The organism is Gorillibacterium massiliense (assembly GCF_000455485.1).
In the GTDB taxonomy this organism is placed as follows: Bacteria; Bacillota; Bacilli; order Paenibacillales; family NBRC-103111; genus Gorillibacterium; species Gorillibacterium massiliense.
In genome coordinates, this window is the sequence record NZ_CBQR020000140.1 from 1 (window position 1) to 26,335 (window position 26,335).

Annotated in this window: 21 protein-coding genes; 12 read left to right on the forward strand and 9 right to left on the reverse strand. The window is 51.8% G+C overall.

Annotated elements, in window-relative coordinates; translation table 11 throughout:
• On the reverse strand, nt 1-1,902 hold a 1,902-nt coding region (locus TJ79_RS18185; protein ID WP_040951768.1), incomplete at its 3' end, for a DUF11 domain-containing protein.
• A gap of 620 nt (nt 1,903-2,522) precedes the next feature.
• Between TJ79_RS18185 and TJ79_RS26110 the strand changes: the two genes are divergently transcribed.
• The 4 genes from TJ79_RS26110 (at nt 2,523) to TJ79_RS18205 (ending at nt 10,304) form a co-directional block, all read left to right on the forward strand.
• A complete protein-coding gene (locus tag TJ79_RS26110; RefSeq protein WP_052339728.1) occupies nt 2,523-3,353 on the forward strand; it encodes an AraC family transcriptional regulator in 831 nt (276 codons plus the stop codon).
• A gap of 97 nt (nt 3,354-3,450) precedes the next feature.
• Nucleotides 3,451-6,087, forward strand: coding sequence for a glycoside hydrolase family 3 protein (locus TJ79_RS18195; RefSeq protein WP_040951769.1), 2,637 nt, complete (start codon nt 3,451-3,453; stop codon nt 6,085-6,087).
• 72 nt (nt 6,088-6,159) lie between these two features.
• A complete protein-coding gene (locus TJ79_RS18200; protein ID WP_081756990.1) occupies nt 6,160-8,508 on the forward strand; it encodes a glycoside hydrolase family 95 protein in 2,349 nt (782 codons plus the stop codon).
• Nucleotides 8,509-8,531: 23 nt separating this feature from the next.
• Nucleotides 8,532-10,304 carry a CocE/NonD family hydrolase gene (locus TJ79_RS18205; RefSeq protein ID WP_081756991.1) on the forward strand — a complete coding sequence of 591 codons (1,773 nt, stop codon included), beginning with the start codon at nt 8,532-8,534 and terminating at the stop codon, nt 10,302-10,304.
• 176 nt (nt 10,305-10,480) lie between these two features.
• On the opposite strand, the gene TJ79_RS18210 is transcribed toward TJ79_RS18205, so the two are convergent.
• From TJ79_RS18210 to TJ79_RS18225, 4 genes are all read right to left on the reverse strand, one after another.
• Nucleotides 10,481-12,811: an AraC family transcriptional regulator gene (locus tag TJ79_RS18210; RefSeq protein WP_040951770.1), complete on the reverse strand. Its 2,331-nt coding sequence runs from the start codon at nt 12,809-12,811 to the stop codon at nt 10,481-10,483.
• A 127-nt stretch (nt 12,812-12,938) separates the two neighbouring features.
• Nucleotides 12,939-14,531 carry an extracellular solute-binding protein gene (locus TJ79_RS18215; RefSeq protein ID WP_040951771.1) on the reverse strand — a complete coding sequence of 531 codons (1,593 nt, stop codon included), beginning with the start codon at nt 14,529-14,531 and terminating at the stop codon, nt 12,939-12,941.
• A 131-nt stretch (nt 14,532-14,662) separates the two neighbouring features.
• Entirely contained in the window at nt 14,663-15,538 is an 876-nt protein-coding gene (locus TJ79_RS18220; protein ID WP_040951772.1) for a carbohydrate ABC transporter permease, read from the reverse strand.
• A 31-nt stretch (nt 15,539-15,569) separates the two neighbouring features.
• Nucleotides 15,570-16,481, reverse strand: coding sequence for an ABC transporter permease (locus tag TJ79_RS18225; RefSeq protein WP_040951773.1), 912 nt, complete (start codon nt 16,479-16,481; stop codon nt 15,570-15,572).
• A gap of 389 nt (nt 16,482-16,870) precedes the next feature.
• Here TJ79_RS18225 and TJ79_RS18230 point away from each other — a divergent pair, with 389 nt between their 5' ends.
• A complete protein-coding gene (locus TJ79_RS18230) occupies nt 16,871-17,131 on the forward strand; it encodes a hypothetical protein (RefSeq protein ID WP_040951774.1) in 261 nt (86 codons plus the stop codon).
• A 10-nt stretch (nt 17,132-17,141) separates the two neighbouring features.
• On the opposite strand, the gene TJ79_RS18235 is transcribed toward TJ79_RS18230, so the two are convergent.
• Nucleotides 17,142-17,333, reverse strand: a complete 192-nt coding sequence (locus TJ79_RS18235) for a hypothetical protein (protein ID WP_040951775.1) — start codon at nt 17,331-17,333, stop codon at nt 17,142-17,144.
• 322 nt (nt 17,334-17,655) lie between these two features.
• On the opposite strand from TJ79_RS18235, the gene TJ79_RS18240 reads away from it, so the two are divergent.
• Entirely contained in the window at nt 17,656-18,021 is a 366-nt protein-coding gene (locus tag TJ79_RS18240; RefSeq protein WP_040951776.1) for a DUF423 domain-containing protein, read from the forward strand.
• A 162-nt stretch (nt 18,022-18,183) separates the two neighbouring features.
• Here the strand turns inward: TJ79_RS18240 and TJ79_RS26115 are convergent, their stop codons facing one another.
• Nucleotides 18,184-19,641: a M23 family metallopeptidase gene (locus TJ79_RS26115; RefSeq protein WP_052339729.1), complete on the reverse strand. Its 1,458-nt coding sequence runs from the start codon at nt 19,639-19,641 to the stop codon at nt 18,184-18,186.
• A gap of 359 nt (nt 19,642-20,000) precedes the next feature.
• Between TJ79_RS26115 and TJ79_RS18250 the strand changes: the two genes are divergently transcribed.
• A complete protein-coding gene (locus tag TJ79_RS18250) occupies nt 20,001-20,537 on the forward strand; it encodes a CarD family transcriptional regulator (RefSeq protein ID WP_040951777.1) in 537 nt (178 codons plus the stop codon).
• 76 nt (nt 20,538-20,613) lie between these two features.
• Here TJ79_RS18250 and mscL read toward each other — a convergent pair whose 3' ends face one another.
• The gene (mscL, locus tag TJ79_RS18255; RefSeq protein WP_040951778.1) at nt 20,614-21,000 is read right to left on the reverse strand and encodes a large conductance mechanosensitive channel protein MscL; all 387 of its coding nucleotides are present in this window, start codon (nt 20,998-21,000) and stop codon (nt 20,614-20,616) included.
• 341 nt (nt 21,001-21,341) lie between these two features.
• Between mscL and TJ79_RS18260 the strand changes: the two genes are divergently transcribed.
• Complete coding sequence (locus tag TJ79_RS18260) at nt 21,342-22,691, forward strand: purple acid phosphatase family protein (protein ID WP_040951779.1); 1,350 nt, start codon at nt 21,342-21,344, stop codon at nt 22,689-22,691.
• Between the two features lie 81 nt (nt 22,692-22,772).
• Here the strand turns inward: TJ79_RS18260 and TJ79_RS18265 are convergent, their stop codons facing one another.
• A complete protein-coding gene (locus tag TJ79_RS18265; protein WP_040951780.1) occupies nt 22,773-23,324 on the reverse strand; it encodes a helix-turn-helix domain-containing protein in 552 nt (183 codons plus the stop codon).
• Between the two features lie 211 nt (nt 23,325-23,535).
• Between TJ79_RS18265 and TJ79_RS18270 the strand changes: the two genes are divergently transcribed.
• The 4 genes from TJ79_RS18270 to TJ79_RS18285 are packed head-to-tail and all read left to right on the forward strand — an operon-like array spanning nt 23,536 to nt 26,192.
• Entirely contained in the window at nt 23,536-24,210 is a 675-nt protein-coding gene (locus TJ79_RS18270; protein ID WP_040951781.1) for an alpha/beta hydrolase, read from the forward strand.
• A complete protein-coding gene (locus TJ79_RS18275; RefSeq protein WP_040951782.1) occupies nt 24,207-24,977 on the forward strand; it encodes a DODA-type extradiol aromatic ring-opening family dioxygenase in 771 nt (256 codons plus the stop codon). Before TJ79_RS18270 ends, TJ79_RS18275 begins: the two co-directional genes overlap by 4 nt.
• A gap of 36 nt (nt 24,978-25,013) precedes the next feature.
• On the forward strand, nt 25,014-25,802 hold the full coding sequence (locus TJ79_RS18280) for an SDR family oxidoreductase (RefSeq protein ID WP_040951783.1): 789 nt from the start codon (nt 25,014-25,016) through the stop codon (nt 25,800-25,802).
• Between the two features lie 39 nt (nt 25,803-25,841).
• Nucleotides 25,842-26,192 carry a thioredoxin family protein gene (locus TJ79_RS18285; protein WP_040951784.1) on the forward strand — a complete coding sequence of 117 codons (351 nt, stop codon included), beginning with the start codon at nt 25,842-25,844 and terminating at the stop codon, nt 26,190-26,192.
• The last annotated feature ends 143 nt before the right edge of the window (nt 26,193-26,335 follow it).

The following is a 26,335-nucleotide window of genomic DNA, read 5'->3' on the forward strand; positions in this document are numbered from 1 at the left end:
GAAAGTTATCGTGTCTCCAACATTCGGCGTTACGCTGCTCACAGTATTTGTGACGGAGAGGTCCGCATGTTGGGGAGCTACAGTTACAGTTGCCGATGATGTATTGTTGCCTGGGTTTGGGTCAAACTGGTCAGCGTGCGATATAGTCGCTGTGTTTGTTTTCGCAGTTGGTGAGACAACCGTAGCTTGGAGCGTGAGAGAGGCAGCCGAAGCTGGTGTGACTGTTCCGACAGTCCAAGCTCCTGTTGCGGAGTTATAGGATCCTTGACTTGATGTTGCAGAAACAAATGTGAGACCGGCTGGCAGCAAATCTGTTACGGTAACACCAGTTGCACTGTCAGGTCCATTATTTGCGACAGTGACGGTGAAAGTTATCGTGTCTCCAACATTCAGCGTTGCGCTGCTCACAGTATTTGTGATGATGAGGTCTGCCTGTTGGGGAGTAACGGTTGCCGATGACGTATTGTTGACAGTGTTTGGGTCGAGCTGGTCAGCGTGCGATATCGTCGCTGTGTTTGTATGCGCAGCCGGTGAGACAACCGTAGCTCGGAGCGTGAGAGATGCAGGCGAAGCTGTTGTAACTGTTCCGACAGTCCAAGCGCCTGTTGCCGATATGTAGGTTCCTTGACTTGGCGCTGCAGAAACTAATGTGAGACCGGCTGGTAGCAAATCGGTTACTTCCACAGCTGTTGCAAGATCAGGCCCATTATTTGTGACAGTGACGGTGAAGGTTATCGTGTCTCCAACATTCGGCGTTGCGCTACTCACAGTATTTGTGATGGAGAGGTCTGCCTGTTGGGGTACTGTTACAGAACAGTCGCTGTGAGATGAGACAGAGTTGTTGTTTGGATCGCCAGAGTAAGATACATCCCATTGATAGGTGCCGGCTACCGATCCAGTGCTGGGAAGAGTGAACCCTGTTGGAGTTGTATACGTTCCATTTCCATTAACTGTGACTGTCTCGGTATCAACAGTGGTGGCTCCATCGGGAGCTAACAGTCTGAACGTAATCGTACCGGTCGGGTAATACCCGGCGGCTAAATTCGCGGAAGCCTTGAGCACTTGGGAAGAAGACCCGATCGTGACGGAGGTTGGGTTGGCGCTGACTACAAGAGTTGGCCCCGCGGCGCTCACGACAGTTTGGGCCGCGGGGCCGCCTTGATCACTGGCGGCAGCGTTGTTTGAGTCCCCGCCATAGCTTGCAGTCCACGTATACGTGCCGGCTACCGATCCAGTGCTGGGAAGAGTGAACCCTGTTGGAGTTGTATACGTTCCATTTCCATTAACTGTGACTGTCTCGGTATCAACAGTGGTGGCTCCATCGGGAGCTAACAGTCTGAACGTAATCGTACCGGTCGGGTAATACCCGGCGGCTAAATTCGCGGAAGCCCCGAGCCTTTGGGAAGAAGGCCCGATCGTGACGGAGGTTGGGTTGGCGTTGACTACAAGGGTTGGCTCAGCGGCGTTCACGATTGTTTGGACCGTGGGGCCGCCTTGATCACTGGCAGCAGCGTTGTTTGAATCCCCGCCATAGCGTACAGTCCAGGTATACGTGCCGACTATCGGTCCAGTGGTGGGAAGAGTGATTGATGCAGTATATATCCCATTCCCGGAGACAGATGTGGTTTGAGTAAATGAAAAGCCGCTGGGACCAGTTATTGTAAACTGAATACTGCCTGTAGGGGCGGCTCCCCCACTTAAAGACGCGCTCGCAGAGAGCGTTACGGTGCCGGGAGGGCCGCTGGGCAGCGATACGTTGGGGCTTGCAGTAATAACAAGTGCCGGTTGAGAAGCTGCAAAAGCTTTCCCAGTGAAAGGAAATACTATAGAAAGCATAATTAGGAATAATAGTATTTTTCGTAAACTCATAGTTGTTTTAGACCGTTTTCTTTTACTCTCCATTATCATTCCGCCTTTTTCAATGTGGTATATACCCTCCAATACTTTATCAATACCTCTGATTAGAATAGATGGGGTAGTTTAAAAATTGGCCGTTGGAGTCGACTAATACAAGCTTTGGAATCGTCTCAAGCTGGTCACCAGCACAAACACCAACAGACAAGCGACTATGTTTTTGAATTACCGATATTCTTGAAATTCCGCAACATAATCCTTCCTTTCTCCACGCAAAAAAACTCCTACTATTCGACTCTACAAGGCATCATAGAGCGAATTATAGGAGATTGTAATCCTACTAAAGTAGTACTCATTAAAAAAAGACAAAAAAAGTGAACAATACGGCTCGCATATGGAGATGTGCTTAACTATTTGTGCCATATTTATCCATTTTTATTTTATGCCTGGCACTTATCCTAGTTGGGTTCAATTAAAAAAGAAAAACCGCGATGTTCGTGGCTATTGCTGCTCATAACACAACATGGCATCGGCCAATTTATTAAGCTAATAAACTGCATCGAAAGCATCATCAGAAACCTACTAGCCATTCTGTCCCGTTCCCTTGTGACCCGTTTGCAATTAGGCTACACTGGGGTCATTGACGTCGATCTTAGGAGAATACCTCAGTGAACCCTTGGCATGAGAAAATCGCGCTGAAGACGAACAATCCGCTGAAAATTATTGTCGGTCATGAGGAAGCCGGCACGGCTTCGCACTGGCACGAGGAAATCGAGATCGTCTACATTCTCGAAGGTCAAATGTGTATCGCCATCAATGACGATGCGTACGCTCTGAAGAGCCGGGATATATTGCTGATTAGCTCATGCGCCGTCCACCGCCTTTACCCGAATCCGGCAGGCTGCGGCAAGATCATTCTCCAGATCGGCAAGTCCGTCTTCGGCGGCTATTCCGATAGCGTCTTCGGCCGCCGGTTTACGTCGCCGCTGCTCACCACGGAAGATGAGTTGCACGGGAAACTGGAGTCGATTATCAGCGCGATTTTGCACGAATGGGGCGAGGGTGGCGAAGGATTCGAACTCGTCATCAAAGCCCGCATTCACGACCTGGGCGCGGCCATTATCCGCACTGTGCCGATGGAAGCCTACTCGCAGCAAGAGCGGACCCGGCAGCTCGAACAGCTGGAACGGCTGCGCAATGTGATGGCATACATCGAGCGAGATTACGCTTCCGATATTACGCTGCAGCAAGCCGCGGATTTAGCGGGCTTCAGCCCCACGTATTTTTCCCGCTTTTTCAAGGAAGCGACGGGTGCCGGATTCGTGGATTACGTCAACGAATTCCGCGCGAACATCGCGATGTCGCTGCTGCAGAGCAGTCACGGGGAATCCGTGACGGACATCGCCTTTCAGGCGGGCTTCAACAGTATCGAGACGTTTAACCGCATCTTCAAAAAAGTAAGCGGCCTGACCCCCTCGCAGTTTCGCAACAAAAAATGACGGATCGTTCGCAACCTCTGACAGGAACTGTCGGGGGTTCTTTTTTTATAGTAAAGATAGTTCCAAATCATATAACCGTAAGGGGAGGTCTTCGCCCATGTCAGAGGAGAAATCGGCATTGTACCGCAACCCGCAAGCGCCTGTAGAAGAGCGAATCGCGGATTTGCTGGGCCGCATGACCATCAAGGAAAAAGTACGTCAACTGGATCAATATTTCGGCACGTCGTTCATGAGCGCCTCGCACCCGCATATGGATACCGTCATGGCGAACGACGCTACGATCGAGTGGGACAAAGTGAAGGAAGTGATCGGCGAGGAGGGCATCGGCTGCATTCACGATCTGTACGGTACGTCTGAAGTGAACAACGAGCTGCAGCGTTACGCCGTTGAGAGCACTCGTCTCGGCATTCCGATGCTATTCAGTGAGGAAGCTCTTCACGGGCTGGTTCGTCCGGGCTGCACCATTTTCCCCCATGCGATTACAACCGCGTCCTCCTGGAATCCGGCCGTCGCAGAGTCGATCGGCAAAGCGATCGCCGCCGAGACAAGGAGCTTCGGCATTCACGAGAGCTTCGGGCCGGTGCTCGATCTTGCCCGCGAGCCGCGTTGGGGCCGCATCGAGGAGACGTACGGCGAAGACACGCATCTGGCCGGACGGATGGCTGTCGGGATGGTCAAAGGGCTGCAGGGTGAATCCCTCGCTACCGATCATACGATCGTTGCCGAGCCGAAGCATTTTGCCGTACATGGCGTTCCCGAGAGTGGTTTGAACCAGTCGGCGACATCGCTCGGAGTCAATGAGATCGAGACGTACTACATGCCGGTATTTGAAGACGCTTTCGTCGAGGGCGGCGCGGTCAACGCGATGTGCTCTTACAATTCGATCGACGGCGTGCCTTGTGCGTCCGACGAAAGCCTGCTTACCGGCGTGCTGAGAGGCAAGTGGGACATGCCGGGCTTCGTGCGATCGGACCTCGGTGCGATCTCGCGCCTACAGCGTTCGCACTTCACGGCGGCAACGGAGCAGGATGCGATTCGTCAGGCGCTTGAGGCAGGCTGCGACATGCAATATTACGATTACCCGCACGACGTCTATCAGAACGCGATCGTCCAGATGGTAGAAAGCGGTGAGATCGTGGAAGCGACCGTGGACGAAGCCGTTTCCCGTGTGCTGCGGGTCAAGTTCATGCTCGGCTTGTTCGAGAAGCCGTACATCGACCCAATGCTGTCTAGGCGCGTCGTTCGCAGCACCGAACACGGCCAAGTTGCCCTCGAGGCGGCCCGCCAAAGCATCGTGCTGCTGAAAAATGAAGCCGGCACGCTGCCGCTGAGCAAGTCGCTGCGGCATATCGCGGTCATTGGACCGAGCGCGGACGTCGCGCGTCTTGGCGACTATACGCCGCATGTCGAAGGGTTCGAACCGGTGACGCTGCTGCAGGGCATACGCAATAGCGTATCGGCGGGGACGACCGTGTCGTACGCCAAAGGGTCGGGCATTCTTGAAGACGAGCTGGACGCTATTCCGATCGGCAGCTTCGTAGACGGATTCGGCAACGACGGGCTGCAAGGCGAATACTTCGATAACCCGGATCTGGCCGGCGAGCCGGTGTTGACGCGTCTCGACCCGTCCATCGACTTCAACTGGGTAATCGCGAAGCCGGATCAGCGCGTCCCGTCGTTCCACTTTTCCGTCCGCTGGACGGGCAAGCTCGTACCGAATCATGACGTAAGCGGCCATATCGGCACCGTCAGCGCGGACAGCATGCGGCTGTGGCTTGATGGCGAGCTGATCGTCGACGGCTGGGGCAAGGACAAGAGCGCGAACGTGATTGTGCCCATCCATCTGGAAGCTGGACGCAGCTACGACATTCGTCTCGAATATTGCAAGGATACAAACGGCGTATCCATCATGCTGGGGTGGAATCACGAGACAGCCAGCATTCGGGAAGCGGTCGAGCTGGCGCGCCGTTCGGACGTAGCCATCGTCGCCCTCGGGGATGACCGCCGAACATGCGGGGAAGGTGTCGACCGTTCCAGTCTCGACTTGCCGGGCGGGCAGCTCGAATTGTTAAAGGCGGTTTACGAGACCGGTACGCCGGTCGTGCTCGTGCTCCAGAACGGCCGCCCGATTACGATGGGCTGGGAGGCGGACCATATTCCCGCTATCATCGAAGCCTGGTATCCCGGCGAGCGGGGCGGCGAAGCGATGGCCGACGTGCTGTTTGGCGACTACAATCCGGCGGGTCGGCTGCCGATTTCGTTCCCGCGGACGCTCGGCCAAATTCCAGTCTATTACAACCGCAGAAGAGGCGGCTCCCGCTTTTACGTCGAAGGCGACAATGCACCACTCTATGCGTTCGGACACGGGCTTAGCTATACAACGTTCGGTTACGATGGCTTGCGGGTTGACGTAGCACGGGGATTGCCGGACCCCGAAATCCGGGTGTCAGTCGACATAACGAACACGGGAAGCCGCGACGGTGACGAAGTCGTGCAGCTGTACGTCGGCGATCTGGTTAGCTCGATCGCGCGACCGGACAAAGATTTGCGCGCATTCAAGCGCATCCGTCTAAAAGCCGGCGAGAAGTCAACCGTCTCTTTCACCTTGACAGGCAAAGATTTGCGGCTGCTCGGTCGGGATTTGCAGTGGGTCGTCGAGCCTGGCGTATTCCGGTTCATGATCGGTTCGAGCTCCGACAAGATCGCCGTATCGCAAGACTTCGAGCTTGTCTGAGGGTTGATCGGGACGCCATCGCTGTAACGGTTCTCTTTTATCACTACCATCATTCGAGAGGGGTTCGACTGTATGAACAGCAGCAACGGCAATAAGGAGCGGCAAAGCGATGCCGCCTTCAAGCTTACCTACGCGGCACCCGCCGCGGAATGGAACGAGGCGCTGCCAATCGGTAATGGCCGTTTGGGGGCCATGATTTACGGTGGCCCCGCGGAGGAGAAGCTGGCGCTGAACGAAGACAGCCTCTGGTACGGTGGCCCGCGGGATCGCAACAACCCGGACGCGTTCGCTCATCTGGAAACAATCCGCCGCTTGCTGTTAGAAGGCAACGCGGAGGAGGCGCAGCGGCTGTCGCTGCTCGCGCTGTCCGGCGTTCCCGAAACGCAGCGCCATTACGTGCCGCTCGGCGATTTGAGCCTGACGTTCCGCCATGGCGCGGAAACGTCCGATTACGAACGCGAGCTCGACGTTATGACCGGTATCGTGGCGGTACGCTACCGGGCGGACGGCATCCTGTTCAAGCGCGAAATATTCGCGAGCTTCCAGGACGAGGCGATCGTCATCCGGTTGACGGCAGATCGTCCCGGTGCGATCAGCTTCTCGGCTCGGCTGACGCGTGGGCCGGAGAACCGCTACTACGACGAGATCGTCAAGGCGGGCGCGCGGACGATTGTGATGAGAGGCAACGGCGGAGGAACGGGAGGCGTCGACTTCCGTACAGCGCTGAGCGCCACCGCCGAAGGGGGTAGCGTTTCCCTCGTCGGCGAATATCTGCTCGTTGACCGCGCCGACAGTGTCACGCTCGTATTGACTGCGGCGACCTCGTTCCGGTATGCAGATCCTGAGGCGCAGGCGCTTTTGGCTGCGGATAAAGCGATCGGGACAGCCTATTATGCACTGCGCGAGCGGCATGTGAATGACGTGCGCTCGCTTATGGAGCGCGTCTCGATCAGACTCGGAGCCGCGGATGAGGGCGCGACCGCGCTGCCGACGAACATACGTCTGGATCGCGTTCGCGATGGGGCAGAGGATACGGGGCTGGTAGCGCTCTATTATCAGTACGGCCGTTATTTGCTCGTGGCCAGCAGCCGTCCCGGCTCGATGCCGGCTACTCTGCAGGGCATCTGGAATGACCGCATATTGCCACCGTCGGATAGCAAATATACGATCAACATCAATACCGAGATGAACTACTGGGCTGCTGAAAACGGCAACCTGGCCGAATGTCACGAGCCGCTTTTCGACCTGCTCGAGCGGATGCGCGAGCCTGGCCGGCATACCGCACGGACGATGTACGGTATCGAGGAAGGGTTCGTCGCCCACCACAATACTGACCTGTGGGCGGATACCGCGCCGCAGGATTTGTATATGCCCGCGACGTACTGGACGCTGGGCGCCGCCTGGCTCAGCCTGCACCTGTGGGAGCATTACGCCTACGGACTCGATCGCGCTTTCCTGGAACGGGCGTATCCGACAATGCGGGAAGCGGCCGTCTTCTTCGAGCATTTCTTGACGGAGCTGCCCGATGGTCGCGTCGTCACCGTGCCGTCTGTATCGCCGGAAAACACGTACTTGCTACCGAACGGTAAACCGGGCATTCTGTGTGCGGGGCCGGCAATGGACAGTCAAATTTTGAATGAGCTGTTCACCGCATGCATCAAATCTGCCGGCATTCTGGGCGTTGACGATGACTTCGCGAAACGCCTGGAAACGCTGCGCGCACGGTTGCCGCAGCCGGAAATCGGCAAGCACGGCCAACTGCTGGAATGGTTGGAAGATTACGAGGAAGCCGAGCCGGGACATCGGCACGTTTCGCACCTGTTCGCGCTTCATCCCGGCACAGGTTGGTCACCCGAAACGACGCCGCAATGGACGCAAGCCGCGCGGGTGACGCTTGAACGGCGGCTCGCGAACGGTGGCGGACACACTGGCTGGAGCCGGGCGTGGATCATCAACTTGTGGGCGAGACTCGAGGACGGCGAAAAGGCACGTGAGAACGTGCAGGCGCTGCTGGCGCGTTCGACGTTGCCGAATATGCTCGATAATCACCCGCCGTTCCAGATTGATGGCAATTTTGGCGGCGCAGCGGGCATCTCAGAGATGCTGCTACAAAGTCATACGGGTGAGCTAAGCTTGCTGCCTGCCCTGCCGATCGCGTGGAGCGAAGGCGAGATTGATGGCTTGCGCGCGCGGGGCGGCTGGACGGTCGGCATAACGTGGGGTGGCGGCGCGCTCCGCGAAGCACGCGTTCGCGCGTCACGGGACGGCGAATGCGTCGTGCGCGTATGCGGGGACGTCGTCGTCGATGTTGCAGCCGAGGACGGCGCAGCCGTCGAAGCTTTGACGGACGGCGCGGGCCGTATCCGCTGGCAAGCAAGCACGGGGACGACCTACGTGCTGCGCCGTTCCGAACGATCCTAACCGGCGAAAGGAGAAGCTTTGTGATGAGTCCGATAAATACGACGAACTTGAATCCGACGAATCCGATAAATTCGATACGTCCAAACCCCAATATCAATCCGAATAACGTGTTCAGACCGCTCCGGGACGACCCGCTGCCTCCTCCGCCTAACGAGCTCGGACCTTATCATGTGGAACGTGTGAAGATGGGCGACGGTGTTCATCTGACGACACACGTCTGGCTGCCGGAAGGCGTCGGTCCCTGGCCGGCGATTCTCGTGCGCAATCCGTACGTCGACGGCGGCTACAATCCTGATCCTGCGCTTGTTCAGCTCGCTCGCTACGGCTTCGCGGTCGTCTGCCAGGAATGCCGCGGTCGCGGCAATTCCGAAGGCGAATGGGTGCCGTTCGTGAACGAACGGCAGGACGGACTGGATACGTTAGCATGGTTGAAGCGGCAGCCGTGGGTGAATGGCAACATCGGCCTGTACGGCGGCTCCTATCTGTCGTTCGCCCAATGGATCGTCGCCGACGCGCTGCCGCCGGAAGTGAAGACGATGTACCTGTGCGTCATGGGCACCGACCAGCATCGGTTCATCTATATGAACGGCATGTTCCGTCCCGACATTTATACGTCGTGGTCGCTGACGAATGCGGGAGTCGATTGGAATGGCGCAGACATGAACGAAGTCGCGGACAGGGCGTACTGGTTCCGGCCAGCGATTGAGATGGACAGGGAGATGCTCGGTAAGGAAGTGCAGTGGTACAGGTCATTCCTGCAAAATCCGTCGCCCTCGGACCCGCTTTGGAATGAAGAGCCGTGGGCGCAGCTCCGGGAAATGCCGGCCAAAGTGAACGTGCCGGTGTGCATGGTCGGCGGCTGGCACGATATCGCGATCGATATGATGTTCGATTCGTACCGGCAGCTGCGGCCGGAAGTGCGGGAACGCAGCCGGTTTGTCGTCGGACCTTGGGTGCATTCGCTTGCGCCTGCAGGCGACATGACGTATCCGAACGGCGTCGTGGACGGCTCGAACGGCGGACACCGCGCAGTCATCGAATGGTTCAACGCCACGCTCAAAAACGAGCCGTTCCCCGAAGCAGTCGGCGTGACGGACGCATACGTCATCGGCGGCGATGGCTGGCGCGCCTGGTCGAATTGGCCGCCGGAGAGCAAAGCGGTCCGCTATTATCTCAGTGAGGGAGGCAAGCTCGCCGCGGAGCCGCCGCAGACGGCGTTTGGTGCCGGTTACGTCTACGATCCGGACAGCCCGGTCGCGACCGTAGGCGGCAGCGGCTTGCTGTCGGTGTTCGGCGATTCCCCGTATTTACCGAAAGCTGCCTGCGTGAAGCAGTCGCCGGTCGGCTGGCGGGATGATGTCCTATCGTTCGTATCCGAGCCTATCGGCGGCGATCTATTGATCGCCGGAACGATTCGTATCGCGCTGCGCGTCGCCTCGACGGCTGAGGACACGGCTTTCACTGTGAAGATTAGCGAGATGTTACCGAACGGAGATGCCTACAACATCGCCGACGGCATCGCCACCCTCGCGTATCGGAACGGCGCGGTCTCACCGCGGCAGTACGAGCCCAGCACGGAGGAGACGCTCGATATCGAGCTCTGGCCGATCGCCTGGAAAGTACGCCAAGGCTCGCGACTTCGCGTAGATATTTCGTCGTCCAATTTTCCCGCTTACCCGGCGCATCCGAACGTTTTCGGTCCATGGGCTGAGCAGGCGAAAACGCGCAAGGCGGAACAGACGATATATGGCGGCGGGGCGTATCCGTCGCTGATCGAGCTGCCGATCGCGGATTAACGACATACGCACGACAGTCGCGTTGCTGTGACGGAAGCGGTAAGACGAGGTGAGGTGAGTCCAGCTTATCGTAGCGATTTGACGATTAGACTGCTGCCTCGTCAACGACAAAAAAAGGCCCATGGGAATGGTTATTCCCATGGGCCTTTTCATATTTCCGAGCCGCGTGATCAAGGTCAGTGCTCTTCCTTGCGAGCCTCCTTCTCCGCCAGCGCAAATTCCCGATAGGCGGAAGGGGTCATGCCGACATCCTTCTTGAACGCGGAGTAAAAGTGGCTGCTGTTAATATAGCCGCATATTTCCGCCACGTCGCTCACTTTGTAATCGTGGTTTTGAAGCAGTTCCTTCGCTTTGCCAATCCGGATTTTGCGAATGTATTCCCCTGAATTAATGCCGGTCATTTCCTTGAATAGCTTGGAAAAATAGTTCGGCGTATAGCCGGCCACCTCGGCCAGCGCTTCGACGCTGAGATTGCTGTCGGAGTAGTTGGTCTTAATGTACTGAATCGCTTCCTCGATTTTGCGGTAGAACTTGTTTTCCTTCAAATGCTGAATGCTTTCGAGGCTTTTACGGTATTCGTCGAACTGCTTCAGCAGCCAATCCTTCACTTGGCCAAGGGTCTCCATCTCGGTGAAGATCAAGTTCAGCTCCCCAAATTTCATGCCGACTTTCTTGTTCTCGTCGTTGATCATCTGGTTCATCTGCGTGATGCAGACGAGAAGGACGTGGAACAGCGCCTGGTTCGCATCCGCGTACACGTACCCCCTTAGCAGGCGGGTCATGTTTTCCAGGCTTTCGGCGAATCGTTCCCGGTCATTGCGCTTGATCGCGGTGGTCAGCTTCTCCTCGATCTCGATCGGGAGGTCGTAGCTTCTTGCGAGCGTTCGCTCCGCATATTCGGGGTAGATGATCCGGTTGATGCCGAGCACGAACCGCTGCTGCACCATTTCCAGCGCCTGAGCGTAAGCATGCGGAAGATCGCCCCGTGCGAAGACGGGCTCGCTGACGCCGATCGTTACGGTAATGCCGATCGTGATGGCAATGGAATCCTTGACGCCGGCCAGCTTGGCCAGCAATTGCGCAAAGCCGTCGTCGGCGCCTTCCGCTTCGTTGATCAGCAGGACGATTTCGCCCTTCGGCATTTGGAGTGCCTCGTACCGGAACTCATCGTCCAGCAGCTCCGTGACGCTCTGGAACAGTACGGATTCGTACAGCGTCATACTCTGGCCGTCCAATTGCGAGTAGCCGTCTATTTTTATAACGCAGAGCAGCAGCCGGTCGAAATTGACGTTCAATTTCAGATCGTCGCCGCTCGTCTTTGCATCGGATTCGTCCGACTCGACCATCGTCAGCTTCCGTCGCAAATAGCTTTCCTTCATCAATTGAATGTTATCTCGGTTTTTGTCCTCGAGGGATTGCATGTGCTGCAGCGTCTCCGCGTACACTCGGCTAATGAGGGCAATGTCGTTCGAAGCTCCGTCCCCTACGTTGAACTGCGATCGCTTGAACAGCTCGGTCAGCCGGGACACCGGGTTGTACAGCTTCTTCGAGATGAAGAACGTCAGAATGATACAGAGCACGAGAATCGACAGGCAGACGGCGAGTAGGCCGTTTCGTTTGTCCTGGATCGGCTTGACGAGGCTCCGATACGGGGTAGAGCTGAGCAGATACCAGCCGGTCGTCTTGTTCTGAACGAACACCGTGAGCAACTGCCCGCCGTCATCCTTTCCGTGCTGCACGCCGGAATCGGCGCCTTCTCGAAGCATATTGTCGAACGAAGTGCGATCTTCGACGCTCAGGCCAATCTGGTCGATATTGCTGTGGGCGATTTGCGTGCCGTTCTCATCGGCCAGCAAGAGCTGGTCGCCGGTCTTGGACAAGTAATCGCGAACGAGCAGTGTGTCATCCAGATTGATGATGACGGTCTGTTGCTCACCGTTTAGGCTGCGGTTCGTATATTCCATGCTGATGACGTAACTTGCCTTTTTATCGGTCAGGAAGTTTTTTGGCGCTTCCGTTTCTTTCAAGCGAGTCAAGTATATCGCACGAGGGCCTTTGACGCTTTTCTGGAATGAGCCGTCCCGTTTTAGAAAGCCGTCGACGTCGAAGCCGGGCTCGCCCTCGACGATGCTCTCGCGTGTAACAGAATTGTAGGCGAAGATCGAGTGGATGTACGGGTTGATTGGGCGTATGTTGCCGATCTGAATACGCGCTTTGTTCGTGATGAGATCATCGACGTAACGGGAAGACATGAATAGATCGAAATCCATGTTGATCTCGAGATTCAGGTAGATCTGATCCATTTCCTTGAACAGGTTGTCGATATTTTCACTGAGCATTTCCAGGCTTTTCACTTGCTCGTCGGAGAGCTGATTGTACAGCGTCTTGGAGTACAAATTAGAAAAGATCAGAGTGATCGTGACGATCACGATCATCAATAAAATCGTGAACGACAAGAGAGTACGGGCGAATAAAGAATCGAGCTTGAATTTGACTATCGCGAACATCGGCTGCCTCCTCTTCAGGAATAAGCGCTTCCACGATCACCAGTATAGACAAAAAGGATCGCGAATGGCCATTGAAAATGTTGTCATTCGCGATCGCTTCTATTCATGAACGTCGGAAACGTTAAGATTACTTCTGGCTAGCCATGTAGGCATCGAGTTGCTTTTGTACGTCGGTCACGATTTTGTCCGTGCCGGCGTCCTTTTCTTTGGCGATGAAATCGGCTACGCCACTTTCGACGTCTTTGATGTTGATGCCGGTCATGAGCAACAAGCCGCGTTCGCTCAGTACTTGTTCGCGCTTCGCGCTTTCCGTCTTGATGTTCGTTTGATCCGGTATGAAGTAGTTGACCGTCGAATTGATGTTGTTCGGACGATTGATGAATTGGTCGTATTGCTTAAAGTAGTTCGCCGTGCGCGAGTCGTCTTCTTTTTGGAACTCTTTGCGCCAGAAGCCCCATTGGCCGGCCCAGTCGAGGTAGTTCGATGGATTGCCGTTACCTTGACCTTCCATGTAGGACACTTTGCGACCGTCCTGCTTATACGTTTTGTCTACGATACCATACATGACGGCGTCGTACAATTTTTCATTCGTCGTCAGTTGCTCAAGGAACATGAGTGCTCTTTCGGGGTTGGCTGCGCTTTTGTTGATGGCGACAGCGTTGCCGAGCGGAGACTCGAGAATCCACTTGGCGTCTGGATAGAACTCGGACCATGTCTTCACGGCGCCTTGTGCCGCTACCTGCGGTTTGAACGTGTTCGGATTTTCCAAGATACCGCCGTCGATCTGGTTGATCGCCGAGCCCATCGTGCCGGCGCCGAAGTCGCCTTCCGTGCCTTTGGTCGCGAGCAGGTTTTTCGGAATGATGCCGTCGTCGTTCCATTTCTTCATATAAGTGACATATTCCTTAAACGCTTCAGTCTGTTCCCACGGAATGACTTTATGTTCCGGATCGTCGATTTTCACGACAAGACCGTGGAAGTTCAAATCCTCATAGCCGTATTTTTCTTGGAATACGCGGCTAACGTCGCCGAACCAGTTGTCCGGACGGAACGAGATTGGCAGGATGTCAGGCTGGGCTTTTTTAAGCGCGTGCAGCATTGCGTCGAGATCTTCGGTCGTTTCGACCTTGTCCTTGGTGTAGCCGCCTTTTTTGGCTAGGTCGCCGCGATACCAGACGATCGGCTTGCTTGTCTTTTTGATCGTCCACGGAGCAGCGTAGACGCGGCCGTCTACTTTGATCGGGTCGAGCAGGTTGTTGTCGGTATATTGCTTGTAAAGCGTCGGCGCGTATTTCGGCAGAAGATCCGTGATGTCGAGATAGCCGCCGCGGTTCATCGCATTCGGGAAGTCCAGCCAGTTGCCGTCGAAGTTCAGGTCATAGTTGTCGCCGGACGATTGCAGCAGTTTCATCTTGTTCTTGAAGTCATTCCAGTTGACGAAGTTGACTTCGAATTTGGCGTTCAGCGTATCTTTCGTCAGCTCGGAGACATATTGCCATACTTCGTCCGTCGCTTGCGGCTTGTCGCCTGGGAAGTAGAAGCGCAGCGTAACCGGTTTCAATTTCTCGCCCTGAGTGGTACTGCCATTTGTTGCGTTCGTGCCGGCTGGGCTTGATGAGTTGTCGCTGCTGTTCTTGTTATTGTTGCTGCAAGCGGCAAGCGATACGGCGATCACTGCGGCAGCCAATCCGGCTGCAATGCGTTTCGTGCTCTTTGCCATGCAAAATCCCCCTGTCAGTAATATCAATATATGCTGAACGGCATATGCCGATCAAGCCTTCCTTACGGAATGGGGCAGAACGGCACATCAAAGCCCGTTCGCACCCATCCGGTGGGAGGTCTCCGGGCGGATCAGCCTTTGACCGCGCCCATCATGAGACCTTTGACGAAATAACGTTGCAGAAACGGATAGAGGAAAATGATCGGCCCGATGGTGACGATCGTCGTCGCCATTTTCACGCCCTCCTTCGGTACCATCTGGTCGACGCTCGTCGACAGGACGCTGGAGTTTGCTAAGTAATCGACATTAGAGACGATTGTCCGCAACAGCAATTGCAATGGCTGCAGCTCGGCTTTGTCGATCAGCATGAGACCGAGCCACCAATCGTTCCAATAAGCAAGGCCGATGAAGAGTCCGACCGATGCGAACACCGGTACCGACAGCGGCAAGATGATGGACGTAAGCGTCCGCAGCTCACCGGCACCGTCGATTTTGGCAGATTCATGCATTTCCTCCGGAATCGAGGCGAAGTAGTTGCGCATCAGAAAGATATTGAAGCCGTTCACTAGAGAAGGGAGGATGAGCGCCCATAGATTGTTGTGTAGGTGCAAGTATTTGACGTTGATGATGTACCAAGGCACCATCCCGCCGTTGAAGAGCAGCGTCATCAAGACGAAACCCGAGATGAAGCGGCGGTATTTCAGCCTGCGAAGCGAGATCGGATAAGCGATCATGGCGCAGATCGCCAGGCTGAGGACCGTACCTATGAGGGTCACCAGCGTGGTAATCTTGTAGCCATTCAGGATGACATTCTTCCGTTGAAACAGAAAGTGATAAGCGTTGAAGTCGAAATGTCTAGGGAAGAAGTTGTAGCCGTGTACCAGAATGTCCGATTCCCGCGTCATGGAGCTGGATAAAATGATGATGAACGGGATGATGCAGAGTAGAGAAATTGCAGCGACGAAGACGTATAGGGCGATCTGGCCCGCCGTTGACCGGTCGTTCATATGTGCACCTCCAGTAAGGTTTGATGTCGATTTAAAACAGGGCGGATCCGCTCTCGTATTTGCGGGCAACGCGGTTGCTGACGTATACGAGCACGAATGCTAGCACGGACTGATAGAAGCTGGCGGCGGCCGCCATGCCCATATCTCCGGAGCCTTTCAAACTGCGGAATACGAAGGTGTCGATTACGTCTACCGTCGAGTAAAGCTGCGCATTGTCGCCGACGAGCGAGTAGAACATGCCGAAGTCCGAATTCATGATGCGGCCGATCGCGAGCAGCGTCAGGACGATGATGGTCGGACGAAGCAGCGGAACCGTGATATATCGGATTTGCTGCATTCTCGTCGCACCGTCGATACGTGCGGATTCATAAAGCGTATGGTCGATGCCGGTCAGCGTGGCTAAATAGATGATGCTGTTGTAGCCGACGCCCTTCCAGATGGAAATAAGCAAAATCAGGAACGGCCATGCGGTCGGTTTGGAATACCAGTCGACTTTGTCCATGCCGAGCTTTACAAGCAGCTCGCTAAGCATGCCATGCTCGTAGCTCAGGATGTTGTAAGCGAACACCCCGACGACGATCCAGGAAATGAAGTAAGGCAGCAGCGCCAGCGATTGTGCCGTTCGTTGAAACCAGGTGACCCGGATTTCATTGAACATGATCGCCAGAGCGACGTTCACAATCGTGCCGACGAAGATGAACAACAGGTTAAGCAGAATCGTGTTGCGCGTGACGCTGACCCAGTTGTCGGAAGTGAAGAAATATCGGAAGTTCTCGTAAAAGGGGTGCATCCACGGACTTGCGAAAATCCCGTTGCTCAAGTTGAAGTTCTTGAAGGCGATTATAATGCCCGCCATCGGGAAGTAGTTGAACAATAAAAGAAGAATCATGGCCGGGATGGTCATCAGGTAAAGCACTCGGTGTTTGGTCAGTTCGCGTAACAAGGTTTCATCACTCTCCGTTCATAGGCTGCTGATGTAGCCGTTTCTCTGTATTTTGTATCCGGTGTTTCTTCACTGTCGCGAAAGTGAACTCGCTGTCATGAATCCGTTTACATCTTCACGTTAGCATCCGGAGATACGATTTTAAACTTCACGTTTCGGTGATTTTATTCCATTTGCTAAGAAATTCGAGGTTTCAATTTCTATGATTTTGTTGCTTTATTAGTCTGAAAATGCGTCAAAGCCGCGATATGAAAGCGTTTTTATCCATTCGGTGGTAAGGGAGCGGGAAAGTCGCCGATGCAATCAGAAACGCGCGGATCAATCTTGAGAGCGGAGGTGAAAGATGGTTTGATGAAGGGGGCTGGCACCTATTCTACGAAGGGGAGATCGTGGGATACAAGAAAATTTGCCGTTTTGCTTGCGCCTATCGAAGCAGATCGTTTCAGCATCCGCATCATGAGTCCCGCTGGTATACGATTTTGAGCAGCGTTGAGGCGATTTCACAGGAGGCCAATAACATAGTTGTATTCGGCAAAGCCGAATACCCAGTCCGCATGCGGGCTGGGTGTTTGCATGGTACTCACATGGCATCTGATGGTGCCGACGAGGTCGATGAAGTAATGTTTTACGGCAAATTCATCAAAGTCTGATTTTCAGTATCTATTTAAAATTTTTCAAAGCCCGATTATTCTCTAATTCCGTTTCACCATCTACTGTTACGCTGTTTTGTTCAAAGGCTTTGGCTGCTTCCTCAGCGGAAAATTCCGTATCATTTTCGTTTGGTACAGGCATTTTATTCAATTTGGTCGTCTGCACTTCTGCTTTGGACGCTCGGTTCTGCTGTTTTCCCATGGATAACACCTCCTCCTTTATGGTTAAAAGTAGACGCGAGTAGATTGTGTTACTTTTATGGATTATATACGGTACACTCCCAAATTTGGGGAGTTTTTCACAGTCGCGAATGATCTTCGATGGTAACATCGGACAGGGGCTCGATGATCTTATAAAGGACTCGACTTGGGTGTTTATCGGGTCGAGTTTTGTTATGTTATTTATGAAGCTATTAATCGAAGTCCCAGGTGGGATTGCAATTGCAATGCCAGAATAACTCCTTCCCTTGCTCCATCATGGTATGATAAATGTGCGAAATTAAAAGCGAGGTGAAATTTTCTATATGCAGATGTTTATCGCTCTTGGCAGTATTTTGATGATGGTGGCGGTTGCGATCGGTGCATTTGGCGCCCACGCATTGAAAAGCAAAATAACGCCGGACAAGCTGAAGGTATATGAAACCGGCGTGCACTATCATATTGCGCATGCATTGGGATTAATTCTGGTCGGCTTGCTTGTCCATCAGTTTCCGGAAGCCGGATTGATCGTTACGGGGGGCTGGTTTTTGACAGCAGGGATTGTTTTGTTTTCGGGAAGCTTATACGTGTTAAGTGTGGCAACAAAAGCACGGTTTCTTGGTCCCGTTACACCACTCGGCGGGCTTTCTTTTATGATCGGGTGGGTATTAATTGCGGTGGGTGTTCTTTAGAGATTCGCCGGAACACGATAGGCATTAATCAACACGAAAAAAAGCGACCCCAACAGGTCGCTTTCCTGCATTTTATTATAGGTTGCGTTTACTTTCTCCGATCATGGGCAATCAGGGTGTGCAGCCGTTTTCGCAGTGGCAGAATAGAAAGCTCGAGCAGTCTTATTGTGCCACTGCACCATCCTCTCCCGCTCCCCATTGAAACGGAGTCGTACCGAAAAACAGATCCGGATTCACCGGTACATTATGTGCCCAAAAGGTGAAATGCAGATGGGGGCCGGTGGAGAAGCCTGTTGTGCCGACAAGGCCGATGATATCGCCTTGCTTCACATGGTCGCCGGCCTTCACGTTTAGCTTGGACAAATGCGCATATTGGGAAAACAAGCCCATGCCGTGGTCGATATAGATCGAATTACCGGTCAAGTACAGAGGTTCCGCCAAAGCAACAATGCCATCATTTGTCGCTTTGATCGGCGTGCCTTCATCGGCGGCCAGATCTAGAGCCCGATGAGTACTGTCCCACTTGCCATTCACATAACGGGTATAGCCATAGGGGGTTGTTAATATCCCCTCAATTGGTTTAATGAAGTTCGTGCTGAAAAGAAACTTATCCTGAGACTGGCTGCGTGCTTTATCGATTTTTTTCTGGTCCGCTGCAATGCGTGCCGTATCTTGCTTCATGCTTTCCATTTGCTTGGTGACTTTTAAATATTGGGTCTCGAATTTTTTTGGCTTAATGGTAAGGGTGCGGCCACCGATCGGATAGCTGCCGGGTTTGACCCCTAGGGACAACGGCAAATAGGTGAAGTAGCCTGTGCCGAAAGGCTGCAGCGTATAGGTTTTTCCTTCCCACGTAACTTCTCCCGGCTGATCATGCCGAACAAGCACGACATCTCCCGGAGATGCCGATTCGGGTAAAATCGCCCAATCTTCCTCCATAACCTTCTGTGCCGTATCCGAGTCCTTGTATAAGATGGCCTCTTTGCTGGCTGTCTCCAGCCGTAACCGTTCCGCATCGATTTCCTTCGCGATTTCCTCCATCACTTTATCATGCCAAGTAACACCGCCATCAACCGTTACCCACAGTGTAGCCTCGACACCTTCCACCTTTTCAAGCTGCACCCATCCTACATTATGGGTTAAGAACTGCGATTTTCGCACCTTATAATCACTGTCTAGAACATGGATGACAAGCGGGTTTTGCTCTTTGCCGCTCATCCAATTCACTGTTGCGGTGGTATCATCAGTCGGCGTTGAAGTTGGAGCCGATGTCGGAGTATCGGATTCGGCTGCAATCCAATTCAAACCTCCATCCGACGTCTTCACGATGCCGTCGCTGTATTGGGCCCAGCCCTCGGTCAGGCTGTCCATGTGAAAATCGATCAGCTCCCGTTTTTTTACCTCAGGCGTGGGGCTGGCACTGGGACTAGGACTGGCAGTTACGATTTGGGGTTCAACCGTCGTAACAGGGCTGCTAAGCTCCGGTGCTTTTTCCGATGGCCAATACCATATGACGACAGCCGCACACGCCAGTAGACTCAGTATGGCTAGACCAATCCAATATCCAATAGCAGATTTACGAGGTGGCCGCTTCCGGGCCGATCTTTTCTCCAAGTTCATCTCGCCTATTTCTCCTCCTAATGGGAAGGTTTTTACCTGCGGCTCTCTACTTTCCTATCTTTATTTTACCGTATTATGTATGCGCAGTTTAATATAAATATTGGGAAATAGTTGAATCGATATCATAGGTGAATGGCAGCAATCGAAAATGCCTGCCGCCCGGCCTTAAATCGGGATGAGCTTCGCCTTATGTAGGCGATGTTTTTTAACAGTATAATTATTGGTGAAAAGTAGAATCAAGGTGTATTTTACATAAATTTTCACTTACTTGAACCCGAAAAAAAGTTCAAAATAGATATATAGGCTGTTTTTTTGTACGAAGCACGGGTCTAAATAGCTAAGCGAGGAGAGAACATGGGATGTTTCAATTAGGGGATTTGATCTTTTATGGGGATACGGGAGTCTGTAGAATTACGGATATTAAACCCCTCGATATCTCAAACTCCGGCCAAGATGAACTCTATTATATTCTCAAGCCGCTGTTTCAAGACTACGAAATCTCTACACCTGTCGAAAATAACAAGATCTTTATGCGTCCGATCTTATCAAAGGAAGCAGCGGAGAGGCTTATTGACAGGATTCCTTCAATACATGCGGAGGTCTATAACAGCCGGGAGACGCGCGAGCTGACGGCACATTATGAGGCATCCATCATGACGCACAATTGCGAGGATTTAATTCAACTTGCGATGTCCATCCATGCAAAAAAGCGGGAGCTGGAGGATCAAAATAAGAAGATTAGGACTTTAGAGGAGGGATATATGAAGCGGGCAGAGGACTTGTTGTTTGGCGAGCTTTCGGCTTCCCTTCGTATTCCAAAAGAGAAAGTGCCGGACTATATTGACTCAAGAGTTGGTGCGATCAACCACAAAATAGAAGTCGACTCTGTCCGCTAAAAACGGTGGGAAAAAGGCGCAAGAATGGATCTCCATTCTTGCGCCTTTTTATGTAAGACTGCTATTGCTCAAAAATTCAACGCGCCTCTTTGTTTTGTTTCAACAAATCTCTAATTTCCGTGAGCAATACCTCTTCTTTCGTTGGTGCTGGAGGTACATCCGGTTTTGCTTCTTCTTTTCGTTTTAATTTGCTTAACCCCTTAACGAACAAGAAGATGGAGAAGGAAATAATGAAGAAGTCGATAACGGTCTGAAGGAAAACTCCGTAATTTAAAGTACTGTTCCCATATGTAAATGTAAGATCTTTTAGGTCGACGCCCCCGCCAATGATCAAGAATAACGGCATAATGATGTCGCCGACTAAAGATGAGACGATTTTTCCGAAGGCGCCACCGATGATAACCCCTATAGCGAGGTCAAGCACATTGCCCTTCAGTGCAAAAGCTTTGAACTCTTTCCACATAAAATATCCCCCTTGCTTGTATTATCGGTAGTATAGCATAATCAAAAGGTTTGGAACAAAAAAACCGGGCTTACATGGCTTGCGGCTAAAAGGTGACAGGAGAAGCTTTCTAGATCGTTCAGGTCGTGCGCTCTGTTTAGGGGAGACAGATCTCTTCCAAGCACTGTGGTAACAAATATTAAATTTACAACCGCATGGGTTGTGGGTTTTGCTTTTCCAGCGCATGCGCTTTAAGATAAGATCAGCTTGTTCTTTCGAGACAATTTCTTATCTACATAATTGGCAACAATCGGCATAACAAGCGGCTTGTAAGTTCCAGTCTTTGAAGGAGGAATGACAGGATGAAATCCATAAAAGGCATCGTATGGGCTGGTGTTGTTTCTTGTTTGTTACTACCCTTTTTCAGTCCTAAATCAAGTGCAGCTGGAGCAAATGTCAACCTGCCGGTTGATATTTCCATGACCTTCACCAAAGATCCCCTGACGGCAAAGGCGTTCACCTGGGTTACGAAAAACAAAACGAAATCCGCAACGGTACTGGAAGTGTGGGAAGCAAATCAGCCTAAAGTGAAGGTGACCGGATCGAGTCAGATGGTTACCGGACGGTATGCATATTTTCCGATTGCGAAAGACATGAATGCGGCCAAAAATCTCTTTACCTTCGACGTTCACAAGGCGGTCGTCGCCGGACTTAAGCCAAACACCAAGTATTTTTACCGGTGCGGAGATGGGAACGCGGCGAATTGGAGTCAAGTGGGCTCGTTTGTAACGGGGAATTCTTCAGGGGATTTTTCATTCCTCTATATGACTGACCCTCAAAGCGCATCAAGCAGCGATTTTGCGTTGTGGAAGGCAACCTCTGAGCATGCTTATGCTAAATATCCCGATGCCAAGTTTTTTACCGTTTCCGGAGACCTTGTGGATAGGGGGAGCTCCGAGAACCTTTGGGATCAGTTCTTCCGGTATGGTGCTAAAGCTACTACCAATTTGACCATCGTTCCTGCCATCGGCAACCATGAAACCGACACGGGTCCGCATCATTATAGCGATCATTTCAATTTTCCCAAGAATACAGCCGGTTTGCCGGATTACGTCTACTCTTTCGATTACGGTGACGCACATTTTACGGTTTTATCCACCGAAAAGACCTATGCACAACTGACGTCAAAAGATAGCGCCGTCCGAACAGCCGCCAATCATTTTGTGGACCAACAAATTGAAATGCTTCGAAATGAGGTTGCCGCAAGTCATAAAAAATGGAATATTGTCATCCTGCACAAAGCCCTGTACTCCAGCGGCGGCTATGCCAGTTCGGCCGAGACATTGTATTACAGAAAGAAGCTCGCACCTGTTTTTGATGAACTCTCCATTGACGCGGTTTTACAGGGGCATAACCATACCTTCGACAGAGGATTTATCTACGGAGGGAAAACCGTTTCTGGCGTGAATGCCAACTCAACGTCAGTAAAAAAGGGGAAAGGAACTCTTTATTTAGTCAACGATTCAGCGGGGCCAAAGTTTTACAACACGACAAAGGGAGTGGACCTATCCTTTTTGCTCAAATACGGACAACCCCGAAAACAAATGTACACCGGAGTCACGGTATCGCAGGATTCGTTGATTTTTAAGACTTTTACGGTTTCAAAAGACGGTCCCGATGCGCTTTATGACACGTTTGCAATTACGAAGTAAGAAATACGTGCACCATAACGAAAGCCGACCACGAGGTCGGCTTTTTGCTGTAAATGGAACTTCTCCGCCCTATAAGTTCCTTTATAGATAATCCAGCCCATGCTCGGTTTCGGTATACAGGGTGATGAGTACAATAGCCTGATCGTCACTCAAATTTCTCACCAAGTGAGGGGAGCAAGCATTCCAACTAAAGGAATCGCCTTCCGAGAGTTCAGCCGTATCTTCCCCCTGAGTAACTTGAACAGTGCCTTTGATGACTACATGCACTTCTTCTCCCTCATGTGCATGTGGGACTGTACCGGTTGACGTTCCAGGAGGAAACTCGACAAGCATCATCCTCATGTTTTTCGTAGAGCTCAAGTGTTCTACTTTTAATTGATCCGTACCGCTTGTTGTTGATTTGCGCTCATCTTTTCGGACGATGCTCATGCGCTCTTCTTTTTTTAGCAATAAGTAGGACAAGGGTACATTTAGAGCTGCGGCAATACTTTCAAGTGTTACGATGGATGGCGAAGTTTTATTGGTTTCAACCTGGCTCATAAATCCTTGGGAAAGCCCCGTTTTTTCGCAGATTTGAGCGATGGTAATGTTTTTGCGTTTACGGATTGCCCGAATAGTGGAGCCGATGTCCATTAAAGATTCACCTCAAGGAATATTATTAATACAGAACTTAATTTGATATTAACAATTTTTCTGTTGACATGCTAGTGCAAGATCGCTAAAATTATTTATATAAATAATTATTTAATATTTCTTATAAAATTTTGGATGCTGACAATAATGCGAATGCAGTTTGTTTTGGGAATAATATTTTTAGCTTATGGAATTTGAAAGGAGACTCACTATGAAGCCGGCTTACGAATATGACATTCGATTGCCTTCCCATATCGATCCCGATAAAAAATACCCGACGATCTTCACGCTTCACGGCAAAGGATCTAACGAGAAAAACATGTTTGGTTTGGTTGAACCGATAGCCAATGATTTTATTATTGTCGGAATTCGCGGCGATCTTCCATTAGGTGCGGGGTTTCAATATTACGAGCTGAAAAGCTTAGGCAATCCGGTTCGTGAGGTGTTTGATCGAGCGGTTCAACAATTGGAAGCGTTTGTCCACTATGCTACGGAAAAATACCCGATCGATGCGAAGCGGCGTTATTTTCTCGGCTTTAGTCAAGGGGCGATCTTATCGATGACGCTTGCCCTTACGATGGGAGATCAATTAAAAGGAATTGTTGCATTAAACGGCTATGTGCCGGATTTTGTGAAAAAGGAGTACCACCTGCAGAAAAGCGTGGCCGACGTATCGGTGTTTCTCTCCCACGGAGAATACGATTCCGTATTTCCGATTCACATTGGCCATGAGACAGCAGCCTATTTCCGTCAACAGACTCCGAACTGCACATTTAAAACATACCCGACTGATCACACCGTATCGGAAGAGAATCAACGGGATTTTCTCGCTTGGCTCGTACAGGATACGGATCTATATCACACAAAGGAGCGAATGCCGCTATGATACCGTCTTACTTTTTTGCCCATGGAGCACCATCCCTTGTTTTGGAACAGCACGAATACACCGCTTTTCTAAAAAACTTTGCGGCTAGCATCCCGAAGCCTCGAGCTATTGTCCTTTTTTCCGCTCATTGGGAGCATACGACGCAAGCGATCAGCAAGGTTGATACGTATTCTACGATTTATGACTTTTCAGGCTTTCAGGATGAGCTGTACCAGATGACCTATCCGGCAAAAGGTGATCGTTCGATCAGTGATGAGATTCAATCACTCTTTAAGCAACAAGGCATTCATAGTGTAATGGATGAAGAGAGAGGACTGGATCACGGAGCTTGGGCCGTTCTCAAGCTGATCTATCCCAATGCTGATATTCCGGTCGTTGCGTTATCCGTTAACCGGTATTTGACGAATGAACAGCAATATCAGATTGGCAAAGCCCTCTCCGAGCTTCGGGAGAAGGACATTCTGATCATCGGCAGCGGGGGCATCGTTCATAACTTGCGAAGATTGAAATGGGGAGCGGACCAACCGGAGACTTGGTCGAAATCCTTCGATCTTTGGATTAAGGGTAAGCTGGAAGCTTGGGATTTAAAGGCGTTGTTTGCCTACAGGGAAGAGGCTCCTTTTGCTCAAGATGCCGTGCCGACAAACGAACATTTCATCCCTCTTCTCCTCGCCATGGGGACAGGAGACAAGACCCGGCAAGCCAAATTATTGCATCAAAGCTATCAATTGGGCACATTAAGTTTAAGTTGTTGGCAGTTTGATTAAGGATAGTGGGCGAGATTAGGGTAAAGGGTGTATGGTATGAACTTGGGACTCGTAGGGAAATCCGTTTTTGTGGCGGCGGGAAGTAAAGGTCTTGGCAAGGCAAGCGCTCTTGAATTTGCCAGGGAGGGAGCGCGCGTAACCATCGCAAGCCGAAATCTGGAACAGCTTCAACAAACAAGGGAAGACATACAGTCCATCACCGGGAATAAAGTTTCGATTATCCAAATGGATGTTAGGAACAACGAGGATATCTGCAACGCGATTCGGAAGACTGCCGCTGAAAACGGCGGATTGGATGTTGTGGTGACCAATGCGGGAGGACCTGAAAGCGGATATTTCTCCGATTTGAAAGACGAGGACTGGACACGAGGGTTCGAGTTGACGCTCTTAAGTACGATTCGATTGATTCGCGAAGCGCTTCCCTTTTTACAGTCTGCAGGCGGAGGAAGAATTGTGAATGTGGCATCGTCTTCCGTGAAGCAACCGATTGACGGGCTTCTTTTATCAAACGTGTTTAGAGCGGGTGTTCAAGCACTGACCAAGAGCTTGGCGTTGGAGTTCGCTAAGGATGAGATTTTGATTAACACGATTGCCCCGGGTAGAATCGCGACAGATCGGATTATTGAACTGGATCGCCGGAGGGCAATTGACCGGGATCGCTCGTTTGAGGACATACAAGCGGAAGCTGTAGGGCAGATCCCGCTTGGCCGAATGGGAATCCCCGAGGAGTTCGCGCGGGTTGTTGTCTTCTATGGTTCCTATGCCAACACCTATATGACCGGGCAAACGTTGCTTGTGGATGGCGGGATGGTCAAAGCGCTATGATCTGCTAATCCAAGGATTACCCGATCAAAGGAGGAGCTTATGAGAGAATTCGAAACTATAACTAGTGTGGAGTCAGCGGATGAATTTATCGCGCGTCATCCATTAGCGCTTCTTTATATATCCCAGCGGGATTGTAGTGTCTGCCATGCCTTACAACCGAAAGTCCAGCAACTGATGATGAAATATCCCAAGATTGAGCTTGGGGCGATAGACGCGCAAGATGTACAAGAAGTCGCCGGCCGGTTCTCCATATTTACGGTGCCTGTTATTTTGCTTTTTGTCGAGGGAAAGGAATATATTCGCGAGGCACGAATTGTGCACATGGATCTTTTCGACGAGAAAATGAGCAGAATCTATGACAATGTGGCTGGTAGCGACGCGGCTTTCTAAAATTGGGCTCAACAAAAAGACGTATAGGCATACGCTGGAGTATATCTATAACCGGAAAGGATGATATCACTTTGGCAACGCCATATCCTTATTATCCAATGCAATCCCACCATCCCCACCAATTGATGCATGAAACATTAACG

Bases quoted from the DNA above. Each gene is read 5' to 3' on its own strand.
- TJ79_RS18235 (WP_040951775.1), bottom strand. From the start codon at position 17,333: ATGGGAAAACAGCAGAACCGAGCGTCCAAAGCAGAAGTGCAGACGACC.
- TJ79_RS18265 (WP_040951780.1), bottom strand. From the start codon at position 23,324: ATGGACATCGGCTCCACTATTCGGGCAATCCGTAAACGCAAAAACATT.
- mscL (WP_040951778.1), bottom strand. From the start codon at position 21,000: ATGTGGAAAGAGTTCAAAGCTTTTGCACTGAAGGGCAATGTGCTTGAC.
- TJ79_RS18215 (WP_040951771.1), bottom strand. From the start codon at position 14,531: ATGGCAAAGAGCACGAAACGCATTGCAGCCGGATTGGCTGCCGCAGTG.
- TJ79_RS18210 (WP_040951770.1), bottom strand. From the start codon at position 12,811: ATGTTCGCGATAGTCAAATTCAAGCTCGATTCTTTATTCGCCCGTACT.
- TJ79_RS18200 (WP_081756990.1), top strand. From the start codon at position 6,160: ATGAACAGCAGCAACGGCAATAAGGAGCGGCAAAGCGATGCCGCCTTC.
- TJ79_RS18285 (WP_040951784.1), top strand. From the start codon at position 25,842: ATGAGAGAATTCGAAACTATAACTAGTGTGGAGTCAGCGGATGAATTT.
- TJ79_RS18270 (WP_040951781.1), top strand. From the start codon at position 23,536: ATGAAGCCGGCTTACGAATATGACATTCGATTGCCTTCCCATATCGAT.
- TJ79_RS18280 (WP_040951783.1), top strand. From the start codon at position 25,014: ATGAACTTGGGACTCGTAGGGAAATCCGTTTTTGTGGCGGCGGGAAGT.
- TJ79_RS18260 (WP_040951779.1), top strand. From the start codon at position 21,342: ATGAAATCCATAAAAGGCATCGTATGGGCTGGTGTTGTTTCTTGTTTG.
- TJ79_RS18240 (WP_040951776.1), top strand. From the start codon at position 17,656: ATGCAGATGTTTATCGCTCTTGGCAGTATTTTGATGATGGTGGCGGTT.
- TJ79_RS18205 (WP_081756991.1), top strand. From the start codon at position 8,532: ATGAGTCCGATAAATACGACGAACTTGAATCCGACGAATCCGATAAAT.
- TJ79_RS18195 (WP_040951769.1), top strand. From the start codon at position 3,451: ATGTCAGAGGAGAAATCGGCATTGTACCGCAACCCGCAAGCGCCTGTA.
- TJ79_RS18220 (WP_040951772.1), bottom strand. From the start codon at position 15,538: ATGAACGACCGGTCAACGGCGGGCCAGATCGCCCTATACGTCTTCGTC.
- TJ79_RS18275 (WP_040951782.1), top strand. From the start codon at position 24,207: ATGATACCGTCTTACTTTTTTGCCCATGGAGCACCATCCCTTGTTTTG.
- TJ79_RS18250 (WP_040951777.1), top strand. From the start codon at position 20,001: ATGTTTCAATTAGGGGATTTGATCTTTTATGGGGATACGGGAGTCTGT.
- TJ79_RS26115 (WP_052339729.1), bottom strand. From the start codon at position 19,641: ATGAACTTGGAGAAAAGATCGGCCCGGAAGCGGCCACCTCGTAAATCT.